Origin of the sequence: Ruegeria intermedia, from assembly GCF_900129345.1 — a bacterium.
Taxonomy (GTDB): Bacteria; Pseudomonadota; Alphaproteobacteria; order Rhodobacterales; family Rhodobacteraceae; genus Ruegeria; species Ruegeria intermedia.
The window spans coordinates 268,714-286,712 of sequence record NZ_FQVK01000001.1; the positions used below are offsets into that span (position 1 = coordinate 268,714).

General features: G+C 64.9%; 23 protein-coding genes. 16 read left to right on the forward strand and 7 right to left on the reverse strand.

Going from position 1 to position 17,999, the window contains the following annotated elements:
• The first annotated feature begins 164 nt into the window (after nucleotides 1-164).
• The 4 genes from F3H26_RS01260 to F3H26_RS01275 are packed head-to-tail and all read left to right on the forward strand — an operon-like array spanning nucleotide 165 to nucleotide 4,328.
• Entirely contained in the window at nucleotides 165-1,409 is a 1,245-nt protein-coding gene (locus tag F3H26_RS01260; RefSeq protein ID WP_149774249.1) for an ABC transporter substrate-binding protein, read from the forward strand.
• 59 nt (nucleotides 1,410-1,468) lie between these two features.
• On the forward strand, nucleotides 1,469-2,341 hold the full coding sequence (locus F3H26_RS01265; protein WP_005980165.1) for a carbohydrate ABC transporter permease: 873 nt from the start codon (nucleotides 1,469-1,471) through the stop codon (nucleotides 2,339-2,341).
• Nucleotides 2,334-3,227 carry a carbohydrate ABC transporter permease gene (locus F3H26_RS01270; RefSeq protein ID WP_149774250.1) on the forward strand — a complete coding sequence of 298 codons (894 nt, stop codon included), beginning with the start codon at nucleotides 2,334-2,336 and terminating at the stop codon, nucleotides 3,225-3,227. The genes F3H26_RS01265 and F3H26_RS01270 overlap by 8 nt, the downstream gene beginning before the upstream one ends.
• Before the next feature lie 3 nt (nucleotides 3,228-3,230).
• A complete protein-coding gene (locus F3H26_RS01275; protein ID WP_149774251.1) occupies nucleotides 3,231-4,328 on the forward strand; it encodes an ABC transporter ATP-binding protein in 1,098 nt (365 codons plus the stop codon).
• Nucleotides 4,329-4,391: 63 nt separating this feature from the next.
• Here the strand turns inward: F3H26_RS01275 and F3H26_RS01280 are convergent, their stop codons facing one another.
• Nucleotides 4,392-5,000, reverse strand: a complete 609-nt coding sequence (locus F3H26_RS01280) for an MlaC/ttg2D family ABC transporter substrate-binding protein (RefSeq protein ID WP_149774252.1) — start codon at nucleotides 4,998-5,000, stop codon at nucleotides 4,392-4,394.
• The gene (locus F3H26_RS01285; RefSeq protein ID WP_394349753.1) at nucleotides 4,990-5,817 is read right to left on the reverse strand and encodes an MlaA family lipoprotein; all 828 of its coding nucleotides are present in this window, start codon (nucleotides 5,815-5,817) and stop codon (nucleotides 4,990-4,992) included. The genes F3H26_RS01280 and F3H26_RS01285 overlap by 11 nt, the downstream gene beginning before the upstream one ends.
• Nucleotides 5,818-6,101: 284 nt before the next feature.
• Between F3H26_RS01285 and F3H26_RS01290 the strand changes: the two genes are divergently transcribed.
• The 4 genes from F3H26_RS01290 to F3H26_RS01305 are packed head-to-tail and all read left to right on the forward strand — an operon-like array spanning nucleotide 6,102 to nucleotide 8,847.
• Nucleotides 6,102-6,557 (forward strand): RidA family protein, encoded by a 456-nt coding sequence (locus tag F3H26_RS01290; protein WP_149774253.1) that lies wholly within the window; start codon nucleotides 6,102-6,104, stop codon nucleotides 6,555-6,557.
• Complete coding sequence (locus F3H26_RS01295) at nucleotides 6,554-7,321, forward strand: glycerophosphodiester phosphodiesterase family protein (RefSeq protein ID WP_149774254.1); 768 nt, start codon at nucleotides 6,554-6,556, stop codon at nucleotides 7,319-7,321. Before F3H26_RS01290 ends, F3H26_RS01295 begins: the two co-directional genes overlap by 4 nt.
• A 48-nt stretch (nucleotides 7,322-7,369) precedes the next feature.
• Entirely contained in the window at nucleotides 7,370-8,557 is a 1,188-nt protein-coding gene (locus tag F3H26_RS01300) for a GNAT family N-acetyltransferase (protein WP_149774255.1), read from the forward strand.
• A complete protein-coding gene (locus F3H26_RS01305; RefSeq protein WP_149774256.1) occupies nucleotides 8,554-8,847 on the forward strand; it encodes a 4a-hydroxytetrahydrobiopterin dehydratase in 294 nt (97 codons plus the stop codon). Before F3H26_RS01300 ends, F3H26_RS01305 begins: the two co-directional genes overlap by 4 nt.
• Here the strand turns inward: F3H26_RS01305 and F3H26_RS01310 are convergent.
• Complete coding sequence (locus F3H26_RS01310) at nucleotides 8,844-9,164, reverse strand: hypothetical protein (RefSeq protein WP_223162400.1); 321 nt, start codon at nucleotides 9,162-9,164, stop codon at nucleotides 8,844-8,846. The genes F3H26_RS01305 and F3H26_RS01310 overlap by 4 nt on opposite strands.
• 76 nt (nucleotides 9,165-9,240) lie before the next feature.
• Complete coding sequence (locus tag F3H26_RS01315; protein ID WP_149774325.1) at nucleotides 9,241-9,726, reverse strand: peroxiredoxin; 486 nt, start codon at nucleotides 9,724-9,726, stop codon at nucleotides 9,241-9,243.
• A gap of 99 nt (nucleotides 9,727-9,825) precedes the next feature.
• On the opposite strand from F3H26_RS01315, the gene F3H26_RS01320 reads away from it, so the two are divergent.
• From F3H26_RS01320 to F3H26_RS19335, 3 genes are read left to right on the forward strand one after another with little or no spacing between them, the layout of a single operon-like run.
• A complete protein-coding gene (locus F3H26_RS01320; protein ID WP_149774257.1) occupies nucleotides 9,826-11,037 on the forward strand; it encodes an NAD(P)/FAD-dependent oxidoreductase in 1,212 nt (403 codons plus the stop codon).
• On the forward strand, nucleotides 11,034-11,585 hold the full coding sequence (gene rsmD, locus F3H26_RS01325; RefSeq protein ID WP_149774258.1) for a 16S rRNA (guanine(966)-N(2))-methyltransferase RsmD: 552 nt from the start codon (nucleotides 11,034-11,036) through the stop codon (nucleotides 11,583-11,585). Before F3H26_RS01320 ends, rsmD begins: the two co-directional genes overlap by 4 nt.
• A gap of 47 nt (nucleotides 11,586-11,632) precedes the next feature.
• The gene (locus F3H26_RS19335; RefSeq protein WP_188127659.1) at nucleotides 11,633-11,809 is read left to right on the forward strand and encodes a hypothetical protein; all 177 of its coding nucleotides are present in this window, start codon (nucleotides 11,633-11,635) and stop codon (nucleotides 11,807-11,809) included.
• Here F3H26_RS19335 and map read toward each other — a convergent pair.
• Together map and sfsA are read right to left on the reverse strand one after the other, a co-directional pair.
• The gene (map, locus tag F3H26_RS01330) at nucleotides 11,803-12,609 is read right to left on the reverse strand and encodes a type I methionyl aminopeptidase (protein WP_149774259.1); all 807 of its coding nucleotides are present in this window, start codon (nucleotides 12,607-12,609) and stop codon (nucleotides 11,803-11,805) included. The genes F3H26_RS19335 and map overlap by 7 nt on opposite strands.
• An 84-nt stretch (nucleotides 12,610-12,693) precedes the next feature.
• Nucleotides 12,694-13,386: a DNA/RNA nuclease SfsA gene (gene sfsA, locus F3H26_RS01335; RefSeq protein WP_149774260.1), complete on the reverse strand. Its 693-nt coding sequence runs from the start codon at nucleotides 13,384-13,386 to the stop codon at nucleotides 12,694-12,696.
• Nucleotides 13,387-13,436: 50 nt separating this feature from the next.
• Here sfsA and F3H26_RS01340 point away from each other — a divergent pair, with 50 nt between their 5' ends.
• The 4 genes from F3H26_RS01340 to F3H26_RS01355 are packed head-to-tail and all read left to right on the forward strand — an operon-like array spanning nucleotide 13,437 to nucleotide 16,351.
• The gene (locus F3H26_RS01340) at nucleotides 13,437-14,159 is read left to right on the forward strand and encodes a competence/damage-inducible protein A (RefSeq protein WP_149774261.1); all 723 of its coding nucleotides are present in this window, start codon (nucleotides 13,437-13,439) and stop codon (nucleotides 14,157-14,159) included.
• The gene (locus tag F3H26_RS01345; protein WP_149774262.1) at nucleotides 14,156-14,866 is read left to right on the forward strand and encodes a GNAT family N-acetyltransferase; all 711 of its coding nucleotides are present in this window, start codon (nucleotides 14,156-14,158) and stop codon (nucleotides 14,864-14,866) included. Before F3H26_RS01340 ends, F3H26_RS01345 begins: the two co-directional genes overlap by 4 nt.
• Nucleotides 14,867-14,897: 31 nt before the next feature.
• The gene (locus F3H26_RS01350; RefSeq protein WP_394349756.1) at nucleotides 14,898-15,455 is read left to right on the forward strand and encodes a peroxidase-related enzyme; all 558 of its coding nucleotides are present in this window, start codon (nucleotides 14,898-14,900) and stop codon (nucleotides 15,453-15,455) included.
• A complete protein-coding gene (locus F3H26_RS01355) occupies nucleotides 15,452-16,351 on the forward strand; it encodes an OmpA family protein (protein WP_149774264.1) in 900 nt (299 codons plus the stop codon). The genes F3H26_RS01350 and F3H26_RS01355 overlap by 4 nt, the downstream gene beginning before the upstream one ends.
• A gap of 60 nt (nucleotides 16,352-16,411) precedes the next feature.
• Here F3H26_RS01355 and F3H26_RS01360 read toward each other — a convergent pair whose 3' ends face one another.
• Nucleotides 16,412-17,317 carry a LysR family transcriptional regulator gene (locus tag F3H26_RS01360; RefSeq protein WP_149774265.1) on the reverse strand — a complete coding sequence of 302 codons (906 nt, stop codon included), beginning with the start codon at nucleotides 17,315-17,317 and terminating at the stop codon, nucleotides 16,412-16,414.
• A 229-nt stretch (nucleotides 17,318-17,546) separates the two neighbouring features.
• On the opposite strand from F3H26_RS01360, the gene F3H26_RS01365 reads away from it, so the two are divergent.
• Nucleotides 17,547-17,984, forward strand: a complete 438-nt coding sequence (locus tag F3H26_RS01365; RefSeq protein WP_394349754.1) for a DUF4399 domain-containing protein — start codon at nucleotides 17,547-17,549, stop codon at nucleotides 17,982-17,984.
• Nucleotides 17,985-17,999 lie beyond the last annotated feature (15 nt).

Sequence of the window (17,999 nt, forward strand, 5' to 3'; positions counted from 1 at the left end):
GATTCAAGATCAACGTAACATGCTGTAACAAAAGGCGGGAAAAAATGCCTCCGGCGGCGGGTTCGGGCCCGATTTTCCGTTGCCTGAGGGCGGTTTGTCTCCGGTAATATCCGGCATCGCCGCCCAATCGGCGGTATGACACAGGTTCTGGGAGGATACCGAACATGAAACGTTTTGCATTCGCCACGGCGTCGTCGCTGGCCGTTCTGGCCGCGTCGTCGGTCATGGCCGAGCCGCAGGCCGAAGTTCTGCACTGGTGGACATCGGGCGGCGAGGCCAAGTCGGTCGCCGTTCTGCAGGAGGAATTCGCGGCCAATGGCGGCACCTGGACGGACATGCCCGTCGCGGGCGGTGGCGGCGACGCGGCGATGACCGCGCTGCGCGCCCGGGTTCTGGCCGGCAACGCGCCGACCGCGGTTCAGCTGAAGGGCCCGGCGATCCAGGAATGGTACGAAGAGGGCGTTCTGGCCGACATCTCGAACGTGGCCGAGGCCGAAGGCTGGGACAAGGTTCTGCCCGCTTCGATCGCAGCGCACATGAAGTGCGAGGGTACCTGGTGTGCCGCGCCGGTGAACGTGCACCGGGTCGACTGGATCTGGGCCAATGCCGACGTGCTGGCGGCCAATGGCATCGAGATGCCGACCACCTGGGATGAATTCAACGCCGCCGCCGAGAAGCTGCAGGCCGCCGGCGTGATCCCGCTGGCCCATGGCGGCCAGGCCTGGCAGGACGCGACCGTGTTCGAAACGGTCGTTCTGGGCCTTGGCGGCCCCGAGTTCTACAACAAGGCGCTGGTCGAGCTGGACCCCGAGGCGCTGACCTCGGACACGATGGTCAAGGTGTTCGACCAGATGCGCACCCTGCGCGGTTTCGTTGACGAGAATTTCTCGGGCCGCGACTGGAACCTGGCCACCGCCATGGTCATGAACGGCGAGGCCGCCTTCCAGATCATGGGCGACTGGGCCAAGGGTGAATTTCTGGCCGCGGGCAAGGAACCGGGCAAGGATTTCCTGTGCGCCTCGACCCCCGGCGACGGATATCTGTACAACGTCGACAGCTTTGCCATGTTTGACGTGGAAGGTGACGACAAGCGCGCCGGGCAGGAACTGCTGGCCAAGCTGATCGTCGCGCCCAAGTTCCAGGAAGTGTTCAACCTGAACAAGGGCTCGATCCCGGCCCGCACCGACGTGTCGCTGGACAAGTTCGACATGTGCGCCAAGATCTCGGCCGAAGACATGGCGACCTCGTCCGAAAACGGCTCGCTGCTGCCGTCCTATGCCCACGGCATGGCACTGCGCGGGGCGCAGGCCGGTGCGATCACCGACGTGGTGACCGCGCATTTCAACTCGGACATGTCCTCGCAGGAGGCCGTGCAACAACTGGCTGACGCAGTGGCCAACAGCTACTGATCTCCAACCCGCCCTGCCCCCATGCGCGGGCAGGGCACCTTTTCTCCCCGGAGGCTCAAATGTCGGAATGGCTGGAAAACCACCTGCCCAAGGTGGTGCTGGCACCCTCGTTCATCGCCGTATTGATCTTTGTCTACGGTTTCATCGGATGGACGGCCTGGGTATCGCTGACCCGCTCGAAACTGCTGCCGAAATACGAGATCAAGGGCTTCGTGCAATACGAACGCCTGTTCGACTCGCCCCGCTGGGACACGGCAATCAACAACCTGTACATCTTTGGCGCGCTGTTCATCGTGATCGCGATGGTGCTGGGCCTGGCGCTGGCCATCCTGCTGGATCAGAAGATCCGCGTCGAAGGGTTCATCCGCACGATCTATCTGTACCCGATGGCGCTGTCGATGATCGTCACCGGCACCGCGTGGAAATGGATCCTGAACCCCGGTCTGGGCATTGAATCCACGGTTCGGGGCTGGGGGTTCGAAAACTTCACCTTCGACTGGCTGGTGAACCCCGATTTCGCGATCTACACGATCGTGATGGCGGCGGTCTGGCAAAGCTCGGGCTTCGTGATGGCGCTGTTTCTGGCCGGGCTGCGCTCGGTCGACGGCGAGATCATCAAGGCCGCGCAGGTCGACGGCATCCCCACCTGGCGGATCTATACGGCGATCATCATCCCGTCGATGGCGCCGATCTTCCTGTCGGCCTTCATCGTGCTGGCCCACCTTGCGATCAAGAGCTTCGACCTGGTCATCGCCCTGACCGGCGGCGGCCCCGGCTATGCCACCGATCTGCCGGCCACCTACATGTACGCCATGGCGTTTTCGCGCGGCGACATCGGCCAGGCGGCGGCGTCGGCGATGATCATGATGCTGGTCGTCTTCGCGATCGTGGTTCCTTACCTTTACTCAGAACTGAGGGCGAAAAATGACTGATCTGTCGATGCCCCGAACCCGTGCGCAGGGCACGGCCGGCAAGACCGCGCTGCGCTGGCTGCTGTATGTGCTGCTGGGCCTGTTTGCGCTGTATTACCTGATGCCGCTGTTCGTGATGGTCACGACCTCGCTCAAAAGCCTGGAAGAGATCCGCACCGGCAGCCTGATCGCCCTGCCCCGCGACGTCACGCTCGAGGCGTGGAAGACCGCCTGGTCCAGCGCCTGCACCGGGATTCAGTGCGAAGGGTTGCGGCCCTATTTCTGGAACTCGGTGCTGATCGCGGTGCCGGCGGTGATCCTGTCGACCCTGCTGGGCGCGCTGAACGGATATGTCGTGGCGCAGTGGCGGTTCCGCGGGGCCAACATCATCTTTTCGCTGATGCTGTTCGGCTGTTTCATCCCGTTCCAGGTCGTGCTGCTGCCGATGGCGCGGCTGCTGGGGCTGATGGGGCTTGCGGGGACCATTCCGGGCCTGATCTTCGTTCACGTGATCTATGGGCTGGGCTTCACCACGCTGTTCTTCCGCAACTACTATGTCACCATTCCGGCCGAGCTGACCAAGGCGGCGCGGGTGGATGGGGCCGGGTTCCTGCGGATCTTCTGGTCGATCTTCCTGCCGCTGTCGCTGCCCATCGTCGTGGTGACGGTGATCTGGCAGTTCACCCAGATCTGGAACGACTTCCTGTTCGGCGTTTCGTTCAGCCAGGCGGGTACGCAGCCCGTGACCGTGGCGCTCAACAACATCGTCAACTCAACCACCGGCGTCAAAGAATACAACGTCGACATGGCCGCCGCGATCATCGCGGGGCTGCCGACGCTGCTCGTCTATGTCGTTGCCGGCAAGTATTTCATCCGCGGCCTGACCGCCGGTTCCGTGAAGGGATAACCCATGGCTCCCATCCTCGATATCAAAAACCTGTACAAGAATTACGGCGCAACCGAGATTCTGAAGGACATCAACATCTCGATCGAACCGGGCGATTTCCTGGTTCTGGTCGGCCCTTCGGGCTGTGGCAAGTCGACCCTGCTGAACTGCATCGCCGGGCTCGAGCCGATCTCGGGCGGGACGCTGTCGATCGGCGGCAAGGACATGACCCATGTCAGCCCCAAGGACCGCGACATCGCGATGGTGTTCCAGTCCTACGCCCTGTACCCGACCATGTCGGTGGCCAAGAACATCACTTTCGGCATGAAAGTGCGCGGGGTCGATCAGGCCACACAGGACGCCAAGCTGAAAGAGGTCGCGTCGCTGCTGCAGATCGAGCCCCTGCTGAACCGTCGCCCCAGCCAGTTGTCGGGTGGCCAGCGTCAGCGCGTGGCGATGGGCCGGGCGCTGGTGCGCGACCCCAAGCTGTTCCTGTTCGACGAACCGCTGTCGAACCTGGACGCCAAGCTGCGGGTCGAGATGCGGACCGAGATCAAGAAGCTGCATCAGACGCTGGATGCCTCGATCGTCTATGTGACCCATGATCAGATCGAAGCGATGACCCTGGCCACCAAGATCGTGGTGCTGAAGGGCGGTGTGGTGCAGCAGATCGGCACTCCGGCCGAGATCTACAATCGCCCCGCCAACCTGTTCGTGGCCGATTTCATGGGCTCGCCGGCGATGAACCTGATCCCGGCGCGGGTCCAGCGCAACGGGACCAGCACGCAGGTCGCCATCGCGCGTGCGGGGGGCGATCCGATCGTGCTGACCGATACGCGCGATCTGCACCTGCCCGAAGAGGTGATCCTGGGCCTGCGCCCCGAGGACATCGCCGAGGCCGGGTTCCGCGCCGGCGCCGGCGTGCAGGAGGCCGCCTGCCTGGTCGACATGGTCGAGCCGGCGGGCGCGGACACCTATGTCGTGTCGGAACTGGGCGGCAAGCAGGTCACCGCGCGCCTGCATGCCGAAACCAGCGCCCAAGCGGGTCAGATGCTGAACCTGGCCTTCGACATGAGCAAGGTGTCGTATTTCGCCAAAGACACGGGCGAGCGGCTGAACTGAGCCGCCCCGAGCACGAAAACGCCGCGCATCCGTTTTGCGCGGCGTTTGTTTTGGTCGACGGGGTCAGCCGGTGGTTTTCAGATCCCGGATCAACTGATCCAGATTGCCCTTGCGGGCATCCAGCATCGCGCCGATCTCGGTGCGCTCGGTCAACAGCAGGTTCACCCCTTCGATGAACATGTTGTAGAACTTGTCGCGGCCCGATTTGTCCGACACTAGGAAGGTCACCTCGAACGGAGCCTCGCCGCGCAGCTTGACGGTACTGCGCACCTCGTACCCGGCCTTGATCTTGCGGGCCGATTTCACGGTGACCTGACCGCCGATGAACTCGCGGAACCGGCGGCCGTATTTGCGCGAGATATAGCCCTGGAACGCCTTGATGAATTCGCGCAGCTGCGCCTTGCTGGCGCTGCGCGCATCGGCGCCCAGCGCATAGCGGGCCATGATCGGCACATCGGCGTATCGCACGAAGATCTTCTCGAAGTCGCGCAGCATCGCGCTTTCGGATTTGCCCGATTCGATGACGCGGTTGATCTCGGCCACCACCTTGTCGACCAGAGCCTTGGCCGCGGCTTCGGTCAGGGCCAGCGCGGGCAGGGGAAGGGCGGCCGCCGTCACGCCGGCCAGGGCGGCAGAGACGAAGCCGCGGCGGGTCAATGTGTCATTCGGCATAGGGGTCCTCGTAGGGGTCAAGATAGGGGTCCGCGGCCGGATCCCCGCCAAGGTCGGCGTACGGGTCCGAGTACAGATCCAGATAGGCATCCTCATCGTCGCGCGCCAGTTCGAACCGGCGGTTCTGCAGATAGATCAGGCGGGCCTGCGCATAGCTGTCGGCGCTTTCATACAGGATCGAGTCCACCGTGTCCGAATACCGGCCCCGGTCGCCCATCCGGCGCACGACCTCGGCATAAAGGCCCAGGTTGTCGACCGGGCGGGTCGGCGCCAGGTCGATCGGGTTGGTGAACAGGTTCACCACCACGCCCACCGCGTCGCGTGTGGTGGACGGGCCGTAGAAGGGCAGCTCGACATAGGCACCTTCGCCGAAACCCCACACATAAAGGGTTTCGCCGAAATCGGTATCGACCGGCGGCAGGTTCAACTCGTCCGCCGGTTTCGACAGGCCGAACCCGCCCACCGTCGAGTTGATCACGAAGCGCAGCAGGGCGTTGCCGGACTGTTTCAGGTTGCCCTGCAACAGGTAATCGACGGCCTGCCCGGGCAGGGTGATGTTCTCGGCGAAGTTGTTGAAACTGGTTACCATCGGGTCGGGCACGACCTTGACATAACCCTTGGACGCCGGGCGGAACAGAAACCGGTCCACGCCCCGGTTGAACTTGTGGATGCCCCGGTTGGTTTTTTCGTAGGGGTCGAAAACCTCGCCCCGCGTCGCGGCATCCTGCGGCTGGCTGGCACAGGCCGACAGCACCGCCAAAAGCGCGCCAAGGGCGACATGTCTGAAACGGATCCGGCTCGACACGGTCTCATTCACTCCCGTTCGCCCGGATGTAAGGCAACCGGACACTCGATCAATACTCTTGGCCTGTTTGCACCGGCCCAATCCTCCGGCAGATAGTGGTTTTCCGCCCGAATTGAAACTCCTAGCGTGTTACCCGCGCGCATCCGCAAGGTAAAGTGGTTGGCGTTCAACACCTCGGGGACAAAAGAGAGCGCGTCGTTTCGCAGGCCGACGGGAAAATGACGGTTTTGCGTCTTTTCGCGAATCCCGTTCCCGGTTAGCGTCCCGAAAACGGACCGAGAGCTGAGGACAAGAACATGAGCATCGCGGCAAAACTGGAATCCATGGGCGTGATCCTGCCGGACGCCCCCGCGCCGGCGGCCAATTACGTGCCGTTCGTGCGGGTGGGCAACATCGTCTATGTCTCGGGTCAGATCTCGAAGGGCGATGCGTTGATCACCGGCAAGCTGGGCGCCGACATGGACGTCGCGGCCGGCGCGGCGGCGGCGCGGGTCTGCGCGATCAACCTGCTGGCCCAGGTCAAGGCGGCCTGCGGCGGTGACATCGACAAGCTGTTGCGCGTGATCAAGCTGACCGGTTTCGTGAACTCGACCGCCGATTTCACCGACCAGCCGCAGGTGATCAACGGCGCATCGGACTTCCTGGTCGAGGCGCTGGGCGAAGCCGGCCGCCATTCGCGTTCGGCCGTCAGCGCCGCGTCGCTGCCGCTGGGCGTCGCGGTCGAGATCGAAGGGATTTTCGAAGTCCGATGATACCTCCGCTGCCCGACGCGTTTCTGCGCACACCGATCGCCCACCGGGCGCTGCACGACATCCGCGACAACCGCCCGGAAAACAGCCGGGCGGCGGTCGCCGCCGCCGTCAGGTCCGGCTATGGGATCGAGATCGACCTGCAGCTGACATCCGACGGTCGGGCCATGGTGTTCCACGACTATGATCTGTTGCGCCTGACCGGCCAGACGGGGGCCATCCAGCAGATCACCCGGGCCGAGGCTGCGAAGATTCCGCTGCTGCACGGGGACGAGGGGATTCCATCGCTGGAACAGGTGTTGGATCTGGTCGCCGGCCGGGTCCCGCTGCTGATCGAGTTCAAGGATCAGGATGGCGAAATGGGCGCGAATGTCGGCGCCCTCGAGCAGGCGGTGGTCGAGCTGCTGCGCCGCTATGCCGGGCCGGTGGCGCTGATGTCGTTCAACCCGCACACGGTGGCCGAACTGGCGCGTCTGGCACCGCAATTGCCACGGGGCATCGTGACGTGTTCCTATCAGCCCAAGGTCGAACATCTTCCGGTCGGGGTCTGCGATCACCTGCGCGACATCCCCGATTTCGACCGCGTCGAGGCCAGCTTCATCAGTCACGAGGTGCAGGACCTGTCCCGCCCCCGCGTGGCCGAGCTGAAGGCGCAGGGCGTGCCGATCCTGTGCTGGACGGTGCGCTCGGCCGAACAGGAGGCCGAGGCGCGCAAGGTGGCCGACAATGTGACCTTCGAAAACTATCTGGCCGCCATTCCGGGTTGAACCCGGCTGCCGGCGTCACAGATGGTTCAAGGGGACGCAGGAGGCCACATGGACCAGTCACAGATCGAGATCCGGGTTCTGTCATCGCTGGATCGGATCCCGGCGGCCGAATGGGACAGTTGTGCCTGCCCCGAGGCCGCCGACGGCGCCCGCCCGCTGGACCCGTTCACCACGCACCGGTTCCTGCGCGCGCTGGAAGACAGCGGATCGGTCGGGCGGGGCACCGGGTGGCAGCCGCAATACCTGACCGCCTATCTGGACGGCCTGCTGATCGGGGCCGCGCCGATGTATGCCAAGTCGCACAGCCAGGGCGAATACATCTTCGATCACAGCTGGGCCCATGCCTATGAAAACGCGGGCGGGCGGTATTACCCCAAATTGCAGATCGCTGTGCCCTTCACCCCGGCCACCGGGCGGCGGTTTCTGACACGGCCCGGCTATGACGGGACCGCCATGTCGGCGCTGGTGCAGGGGGCGGTGCAACTGGCCGCCGACAATCGCCTGTCGTCGCTGCACGTCACCTTCTGCACCCAGGACGAGGCGCTGGCCGGGCAGCAGATGGGCCTGCTGGCGCGCGATTCGCAGCAGTTTCACTGGCTGAACGACGGCTATGCCGATTTCGACGATTTCCTCGCCGCCCTGTCCTCGCGCAAGCGCAAGAACATCCGCAAGGAACGGGCGCAGGCCAATGCCTTTGGCGGCGAGATCCGCACCCTGACCGGCGCCGATCTGCGGCCCGAACACTGGGACGCGTTCTGGGAGTTCTATCAGGACACCGGCGCACGCAAGTGGGGCTCGCCCTATCTGACGCGGCAATTCTTTGACATCGTTCACGAAACCATGGCCGATGACGTGGCGCTGGTGCTGGCCGAGCGGGGCGGATACCCGGTGGCCGGCGCGCTGAACTTCATCGGGCGCAAGACCTTGTTCGGGCGCTATTGGGGCTGCACCGAACATCACCCCTGTCTGCATTTCGAACTGTGCTACTATAGGGCGATTGACTTTGCCATCGCGCATGGTCTGGCCCGAGTCGAAGCCGGCGCGCAGGGCGAACACAAGCTGGCGCGGGGTTATCTGCCCACGCGCACGCACAGCCTGCACTGGATCGCCGATCCCGGCTTTGCCGACGCCGTCGCGCGGTACCTCGAGGCCGAGGCCCGGGCGGTAGGCGAAGAGATCGAGATTCTGACGGATTACGGCCCGTTCAGAAAAGCCAACCCGGAGGAACGGCAATGAGCGAACTACTGTCCACCGAGACCCGCGGCCCGCTGCTGGATCCGCTGTTCAGGAACGGCTGGACCATGGTCGCGGACCGCGACGCGATCACCAAGACCTTCATCTTCGACGATTTCGTCGATGCCTTCGGCTGGATGACCAGGGTGGCGATCTTTGCGGAAAAGTGGAACCACCACCCCGAATGGAAGAACGTCTACCGCACGGTCGAGGTGGTTTTGACCACCCATGACGTGGGCGGCCTGTCGTCTCAGGACGCCAAGCTGGCGCGCAAGATGGACAGCCTGCTTTAGCCGCGGTCGCCGCGAGAACCGGTGCCGCCGGCCAGCAGGGCAACCTCACCCAGCCGCCGGAACTCGGCCGGGGTCACGGTGCCATCGCTGACATCTATTCCGCGCGGAATGCCGGTGGTGCGATTGCCCACCATCCGAACGCTGCGCGCGGCCGGATCGATGTCGAGGCAGCGCGTCTGATAGCAGGTCAGACCCGATGTGCTGATCTGGATGCGGGCCTGCCCGTCGGGGCCGGTGACGACAGGGGATTGTGGCACCTCGCAGGCGGTCAGAGCGACCATGGCGCCGATGCCGGCCAGTGTTTTCATGTCGGCCATCAAGATCCTCCTTGCCGTTTTTCTGCCATGTGCAAGCGCCCGGCGGGGCGCTTGCGGTTGGGTTTCCTTTTGGCGGTCAGATGACCGCCAGCAGGCCTTCTCCGGCCGAAATCTCGCAGGCGCCGGGGCTTTCCTCGAGGTTCAGCGCCACGACCTTGCCGTCTTCGACCAGCATCGCATAGCGCTTGGAACGCGCGATCAGGCCGGCGGGCGGGGCGTCGAAATCCATGCCGATCGCCTTGGTGAATTCCGAGGCCGGATCGGCCAGCATGGTCAGCCCGGCAGCGGTCGCACCCGTGGCCTCGCCCCAAGCCTTCATCACGAAGGGGTCGTTGACCGACACGCAGATGATCTCGTCCACGCCCTTGGCCGCAAACTGGTCCTTGGTGCGCATGAAGCTGGGCACATGGGCCGAGTGGCAGGTGGGGGTGAACGCGCCGGGCACGGCAAAGATCACCACCTTGCGGCCCTTGACCTTGCTGGAGAGCCGCACCTCTTCCGGTCCGTTTTCGCCCATCTGGATCAGGGTTGCTTCGGGCAGGGTGTCGCCGGTTGAAATCATCGTCATGCTCCTGTCGATTGAAATTGCAAACGCGCTGCTTGCCGCAATATAGGTTGGCGGGTGGCACAGGCCACGGGAAATCGACAGGGGGCAGCGCAGATGAGCCATATCGTCGTGATCGGAGCCGGGCAGGCGGGGTCATCCCTGGTGGCCGGGCTGCGCAAGGGCGGGTTTGACGGGGCGATCACCCTGATCGGGGCGGAACCCGTGCTGCCCTATCAGCGCCCGCCGCTGTCCAAGGCCTATCTTCTGGGCGAGATGGATCTGGAACGGCTGTTCCTGCGACCCGAAAGTTTCTATGCCGAAAATGACATCACCCTGCGGCTGGGTCAGCAGGTGAACGCGATCGACCCGGCGGCCAAGACCGTCACCATCGGCGACGAGGTGATCGCCTATGACCAACTGGCGCTGACAACCGGCTCCCATCCACGCCGCCTGCCCGCCGCCATCGGCGGAGACCTGGCGGGCGTGCATGTGGTGCGCACGCTGGCCGACGTGGACGCGATGGCCCCCGCCGTGACCGAAGGCGCCCGGGCGCTGATCGTGGGCGGCGGGTACATCGGGCTCGAGGCCGCGGCCGTCTGTGCCAAGCGCGGCGTGCAGGTGACGCTGGTCGAGATGGCCGACCGCATCCTGCAGCGTGTCGCGGCCCCCGAAACCAGCGACTATTTCCGCGCACTGCACCACGCGCACGGGGTGGACATCCGCGAAGGCGTCGGGCTGGAGCGGATCACCGGCGAGAATGGCAAGGTCACCGGCGCGGTGCTGGGCGACGGGACGGAACTGGCGGTCGATTTCGTGGTCGTGGGCGTGGGCATCACTCCGGCGACCGAACTGGCCGAGGCAGCCGGGCTTGCCATCGAGAACGGCATCAAGACCGACGCGCAGGGCCGCACTTCTGCCGCCGATATCTGGGCGGCGGGCGATTGCGCCTCGTTCCCCTACAAGGGCCGGCGCATCCGGCTGGAAAGCGTGCCCAACGCCATCGACCAGGCCGAGGTGGTGGCGCAGAACATGCTGGGCGCGGGCAAGGATTACGTGGCCACGGCGTGGTTCTGGTCGGACCAGTATGACGTGAAGCTGCAGATCGCCGGGCTGAACACGGGCTACGACCGGGTGGTGACCCGGCCGGGCGAGGGGGCGACCACCTCGTTCTGGTATTACCGGGGCGATCAGTTGCTGGCAGTGGATGCGATGAACGACCCGCGCGCCTACATGGTCGGCAAGCGCCTGATCGACGCAGGGAAAACCGCCGATCCGGCGGTGGTGGCCGACCCCGCAGCGGATCTGAAGCCGCTGCTCAAGGCGTGAGGATCATCGCCGGAGAGTTCCGGGGCCGGGCGCTGGCCTCGGTCGGCAAGGGGGATGCGGGCGCGCATCTGCGCCCCACCACCGACCGGGTGCGCGAAAGCCTGTTCAACGTGCTGAACCACCTGATCGATTTCGACGGGCTGCGGGTGCTGGACCTGTTTGCCGGCACCGGCGCGCTGGGGCTCGAGGCGCTGTCGCGCGGCGCGGCGCATGTCACCTTCGTCGATGACGGGCGCGTGGCGCAGGGGCTGATCCGCAAGAACATCGACATGACCCGCAGCGCCGACCGCACCGCCCTGATCCGCCGCGACGCGACGCGGCTGGGCGACAATCCCGGCGCGCCGTTCGAGCTGATCTTCCTCGACCCGCCCTATGGCAAGGGGCTGGGGCAAAAAGCACTGGCGGCAGCCATGAACGGCGGCTGGCTGGCCGATGATGCGCTTGTGGTCTGGGAAGAGAACGCCCCGATGGCTCCGCCCGAAGGCTTCACGCTGCACGATGCGCGCAAATACGGCGACACCCATATATCGCTGATGTGGCGGGGCTGAATCGCCCGGTTTTGGACCCGGGGCCGCACCATGCTATGTTGCAGGGCATGGACCGCGCCATGCCCATATTTCCGCTGGCACCCGCGCAAAGAGCCGAGGCCACGACCGGCCCCGAACCCAAACCGCGCCGCGCGCCCGTGTTCATCCAGGACGCGGTGACGCCTTGGGGGCGGGAAACGCTGTTGCTTGCGCTGTGGCGCGCGCAGCAGGATCAGGATCAATAGGTCGGGTGGAACGTGCCGCCCGGTGACAGGGTAAAGATCTCGACCCCGTCCGAGGTGACGCCCACGGAATGCTCGAACTGCGCCGACAGCGACTTGTCGCGGGTCACGGCGGTCCAGTCATCGGCCAGGGTCTTGGTCTCGGGGCGGCCCAGGTTCACCATCGGCTCGATGGTAAAGAACATGCCCTCTTCCAGAACCGCGCCGGTGCCGGGGCGGCCATAGTGCAGCACGTTGGGCGGCGCGTGGAACACCCGGCCCAGCCCGTGCCCGCAGAAATCGCGCACCACGCTCATGCGGTGCGATTCGACGTAGGACTGGATCGCGTGGCCAATGTCACCGAAGGTGTTGCCCGGCTTGACCATCTCGATCCCCTTGAACAGGGCGTCATGGGTCACCTGGATCAGCCGCTCGGCCTTGCGCGACAGCTTGCCCGCCACGTACATGCGGCTGGTGTCGCCGAACCAGCCATCGACGATCACGGTCACGTCGATGTTCAGGATATCGCCGTCCTTCAGCTTCTTCTCGCCCGGAATCCCGTGGCAGACCACGTGGTTCACGCTGATGCAGCTGGCGTGCTGATAGCCCTTGTAGCCGATGGTGGCCGATTTCGCGCCCGCCTCCTCGACCATCCGGGTGATGATCCGGTCGATCTCGCCCGTTGTCTGGCCGGGAAAGACATGCTCGGCGATGTCATCAAGGATGCGCGCCGCGACCGCCCCTGCCGCGTGCATGCCGGCAAAGTCAGCCTGTTCGTAAATGCGGATGCCGTCCTTGGTCAGGCGGCCACGATGGTCTTTCATCAACGCGGGGCTCCAATTGTTGCGCGCGAAACCCTCTTTACGCTGCTTGTGCAGAAAGTGCCAGAGGGCGCGCGGTCGCGGGCGTCACAGTTTGTCGCCGATCCAGACGCCCTTGGGCGTGATTTGGGTCGCATAGACCAGCCGTTCAACCCCTTTTGCTGCCGCAGCGTCAAATTGCGCCGCATAGGCCGGGTCGATATCGGCGGCCAGCGCGAATCTGTCGCAATCGGTGCGCTGCACCAGGTACAGCATGATCGCTCGGTGCCCGGCCTCGGCCATCGCGGCCAACTCGCCCAGATGCTTGGTGCCGCGCGCGGTCACGCTGTCGGGAAACTCGGCCAGTCCGGGCTGGCGCGACAGGGTCACGCTTTTCACCTCGACATAGGCGTCCGGCAACCCCGTCTCGCTCAGCAGGAAGTCCACACGGCTGCTGGCCCCGTATTTCACCTCGGGCCGGACGGTGCCATAGGCGGCCAGTTCGGGGATCTCGCCCGCCTCAAGCGCGGCCCGCAGCGCCCGGTTGGGCACCGATGTATCGACCCCGGTGAAATGGCCGTTCTCGTGCTCGACCAGCCGCCAGCCGAATTTCAGTTTCTTCCTGGGGTCATCGTTGGGCTCCAGCCAGATTTTCATGCCCGGCTCGGCCAGCCCCATCATCGACCCGGGATTGGCGCAATGGGCCGTCACCTCGTGCCCGCCCTCAAGCCTGCAATCGGCCAGAAAGCGTTTGTAACGGCGGATCAGGCGGGCGGGGACAAGAGGGGTTTGAAAGCGCATGGCTCTGGGCCTATACCTGCCTCAAAGGTCGATCAAGAGGAGAGCGCGCCATGCCCAACCCAACCGCAGCAATGCTGGTGATCGGGGATGAAATCCTGTCGGGCCGCACCCGCGACGCCAACATGCACTTTCTGGCGCAGGAGCTGACCAAGCATGGCATCGATCTGAAAGAAGTTCGTATCGTCAGCGATGACGCCGAGGCCATCGAAACCGCCGTCAAGGCGCTGTCGCAGGCCTATGACCATGTGTTCTCCAGCGGGGGCATCGGCCCGACCCATGACGACATCACCGCCGATTGCATCGCCCGCGCCTTCGGGGCCCGTATCGACGTTCGCGAAGACGCCCGCGCCCTGCTGGAGGCGCATTACGACCAGTCCGGGCTGGAGCTGAACGCCGCACGGCTGCGCATGGCGCGCATCCCCGATGGCGCGACGCTGATCGACAACCCGGTCTCAACCGCGCCGGGTTTTACCTTGGGCAACGTCCACGTGATGGCCGGGGTGCCCTCGGTGTTCCGGGCGATGGTGGCCAGCGTGCTGCCTACCCTGACCGGAGGCAAGCCATTGTTGTCGCAGACCCTGCGCGTGAACCGGGGCGAGGGCGACATCGCCGCCAATCTGTCGGCCCTGGCACAGGATTTCGACGACCTGTCGATCGGCTGCTATCCGTTTCAGATCAACGGCGTGTTCGGCGCCAACGTGGTGGTGCGCGGCACCGACGGCGCCCGCATCGACGCCGCAATCACCCGCCTGGCAAGGGAGCTTGACCTTTGAGCGTCGACTGGGCCGCCGTCGTTGACGGCACTTGGCCTGCCGCTCGGTACTCGCAACTGGGTCCGTTCCTGCTGCGCGAAGGGCAGGGGGGCGGCTCTCGCGTGTCGGCGGCCAGCCGCACCGGCCCGGTCACCCCGCCGGATATCGACGCGGCCGAGGCGGCCATGCAGGCGATGGGGCAGAAACGCATCTTTTGCCTGCGTCCGGGTGATGAGGCACTGGACGAAATGCTGGCCACGCGGGGCTATGAGATCCTCGATCCGGTCAACATCCATGCCTGCCCGGTCGCGCGGCTGACCGACCAGCCGGTGCCGCCGGTCACCGTTTTTACCCTGTGGGAGCCGCTGGCCATCATGCGCGAGATCTGGGCGCAGGGGGGCATCGGCCCCGAACGCCTGGCGGTGATGGAGCGCGCCCCCGGCCGCAAGACCGGCCTGTTGCTGCGGCACCGCGATCAGCCGGCGGGCACCGGTTTCGTGGCCATCCACGACGGCATCGCCATGCTGCATGCGCTCGAGATCGTGCCGGCGCACCGCCGGCAGGGGCTGGGCCGCTGGGCGATGCGCGCCGCGGCCTTTTGGGCGCTGGACAATGGCGCCGATAGCCTTAGCGTGATCTGCACCAAGGCGAATGAGGGGGCAAACGCGCTCTACCGCTCTCTGGGGATGGAGACCGTCGGAGAGTACCACTACCGCCAGCTGGTCTGAGAGGAGAACGACAGCCGTGACCGACACCGACATGCCCACCGCGCTGAACCTGCCGATGGTGGACCCGCTGCCGCCCGAAACGCAGAAATATTTCGACATCTGCACCGAAAAGCTGGGCATGATCCCCAACGTGCTGAAGGCCTATGCCTTCGACATCGACAAGCTGAATGCCTTCACGGCCATGTACAACGACCTGATGCTGGCCGACAGCAACCTGTCCAAGCTCGAGCGTGAGATGATCGCGGTCGTGGTGTCGTCGATCAACCGCTGTTTCTATTGCCTGGTGGCGCATGGCGCGGCGGTGCGGCAACTGTCGGGCGACCCCAAGCTGGGCGAGATGCTGGTGATGAACTACCGTGTGGCGCCTTTGGGTGACCGACAGCGCGCGATGCTGGATTTCGCCGCCAAGATGACCATCGCCAGCGCCGAGATCGAGGAGCCCGACCGCCAGCGCCTGCGCGACGTGGGGTTCTCGGATCGCGACATCTGGGACATCGCCAACGTTGCCGGGTTCTTCAACATGACCAACCGTGTGGCCAGCGCGACGGCGATGCAGCCGAACGACGAATACCACGCCCAATCGAGATGATCCGTCTTGCCGCCCTGCTGTTCTGCCTGCTGGTCGGGCCGGTTGCGGCCCAGACCCTGACGTTGCCTGACAGCGCCCGGCAGGTCAGCGAACGCAACAGCCCGTTGGACAGCTATGACATGCCGATCGGGCCTTTTGCCGACGGCTCGGTGCCGGTGCGTCCGGTCGAAGGGCGGGTCGAGCGGATCACCTGGCGCCTGCAGGCGGGGTCCAGCACCACGCTGCAGCTGCTGGCGCCGCTGCGTGACCAGTTGCTGGCACAGGGCTATGACATCGTGTTCGAATGCGAGGCCCGCAGCTGCGGCGGTTTCGATTTCCGCTTTGCCATCGAGGTGGTGCCGACCCCCGACATGAACGTGTCCATCAACGATTACCGCTTTCTGTCCGCGACGCGCGGCGAAGAAGTTCTGACCCTGCTGGTCAGCCGCAGCCCGCCCGACGGGTATCTGCAGATGATCCGCGTCACACCCCAGGGCGCCAAGCCGCCGCCCCTGGTGGTTGAAGAGACGGTTCAGGGCGCAGGCGGCCTTCTGTCCGATCTGACGCGCGACGGCCATGTGATCCTGGATGATCTGAGCTTCGAATCCGGTGCCGTCGCACTGGGCGAAGGTCCGTTTGCCTCGTTGGCCTTGTTGGCCGCCTATCTGGCGGACAATCCGGGGGCACGGCTGGCCCTGGTCGGCCACACCGACGACACCGGAGACCTGCAGGCCAATATCGATGTCAGCACCCGCCGTGCCCAGGCCGTGCGGACCCGCCTGATCGAACGGCACGGCGTTTCCCCCGACCGGGTGCAGGCGCAGGGGGTGGGATATCTGGCGCCGTTGACGTCGAACGCAACCCCGGAAGGCCGCGAACTGAACCGCCGGGTCGAGGCGGTGCTGCTGGTCAACTGAACCTCGGCAAAAAAATGGCCCACGCAGGACGCGCGGGCCGTTCAGGTGCCACCGGGAGAATTACCAGTCCATCGGCCCCTTTTCCGCGAAGGAGTCGACGAGAAAATCGATGAAGGCGCGCACCTTGGGCTGGGTAAACCGGCCCGGCGGGTACACCGCATAGATGCCCTGTACCTCGTCCGGCAGCGACGGCATCGCGTCCACCACCTTGCCCGATTTCAGCGCATCCGCATACAGATAGCTGGGCAGATAGGCGATACCCAGCCCCGAGATCGCCGCGTTCAGCAGCGACTGCCCGTCATTCACGCTCAGCCATCCGGCCGTGCGCACCTGCCGCTTTTCGCCCGAAGGCGCCGTCAGCTTCCAGACATTGCCCGAGGACTGGCTGGAGTAATGCAGCAGCTTGTGTTCGTTCAGATCGTCGATCTTTGCGGGCAGTCCGAAGCGTTCCACATAGCTGGGGGCGGCCACCATGCGCTTGACCGTTTCCGTCAGCTTGCGGGCGCGCAGGGTGCTGTCCTCCAACTCGCCGATGCGGACGGCCACGTCGAACCCTTCCGAGATCAGCTCGACATAGCGGTTGTTCAAGACCATGTTCACGGTGATGTCGGGATAGGCGGCCAGGAATTCCGACAGGACCGGCGACAGGTGATTCACGCCGAAATCCGTCGCGACCGAGATCCGCAGCAGGCCCGACGGCGCCGATTGCATCGAGGTCACCAGCGCGTCGGCCTCTCCGGCGTCGTTCAGCACACGGCGGGCGCGATCGTAATAGGCCAGCCCGATCTCGGTCGGCGAAACACGGCGGGTGGTGCGGTTCAGCAGCCGCGCGCCCAGCCGGGCCTCGAGGCTCGACACATGCTTTGACACGGCTGATTTGGAAATGCCCATCTTCTTGGCCGCATCGGTGAAACCACCCTGGTCCACCACATTGGCAAAGGCCTCCATTTCGGTCAGTCGGTCCATTCTCGTTCCCCAGGTCTTCTGTTCGTTGCCCGACCATGGCCTTGAATCTGGGCGGAAACGGGGCAGACATGGGATAATATCAGGGTTTCGAATTGGATCGTTTGCGCTTCGGAAACGCGGAAACAGTGGCGCCTCGGGCGTTCGACGCCCCGATGTTCCGGCGGTTTTTGGAGCATTTGCCTGCACATGCTACGCTGAAGGCGGCAATTCCTTGACCAGGGAGGTGATGATGAGGATCATATTCGCGTGCATATTCTGCCTTGTGGCATCGGTCGCACAGGCCGGAGGGCCGACCGCATCCAACCCCGACGCCAAGGTCTATTTCGTGCAGCCATCCGATGGCGACACGGTGACGTCGCCGGTGACCATCGTCTTTGGTCTCAGCGGCATGGGGGTTGCACCGGCCGGAACCGAAAAGGAGAACACCGGCCACCATCATTTGCTGATCGACCGCCCGCCGCTGGGGCAGGGCGAAGACGGGGCGGACGAGTTGTCCAACGGCCTGCCGTCAGACGCGCATCACATGCATTTCGGCGGCGGCCAGACCGAGGTCACGCTGGACCTCGCGCCCGGCCCGCATACGCTGCAACTGGTTCTGGGCGACGCCGGGCATGTGCCGCATTCTTCGCCGGTCGTGTCCGAGGTGATCACGATCACCGTCGAGTAGACCCGCCCCCGATGA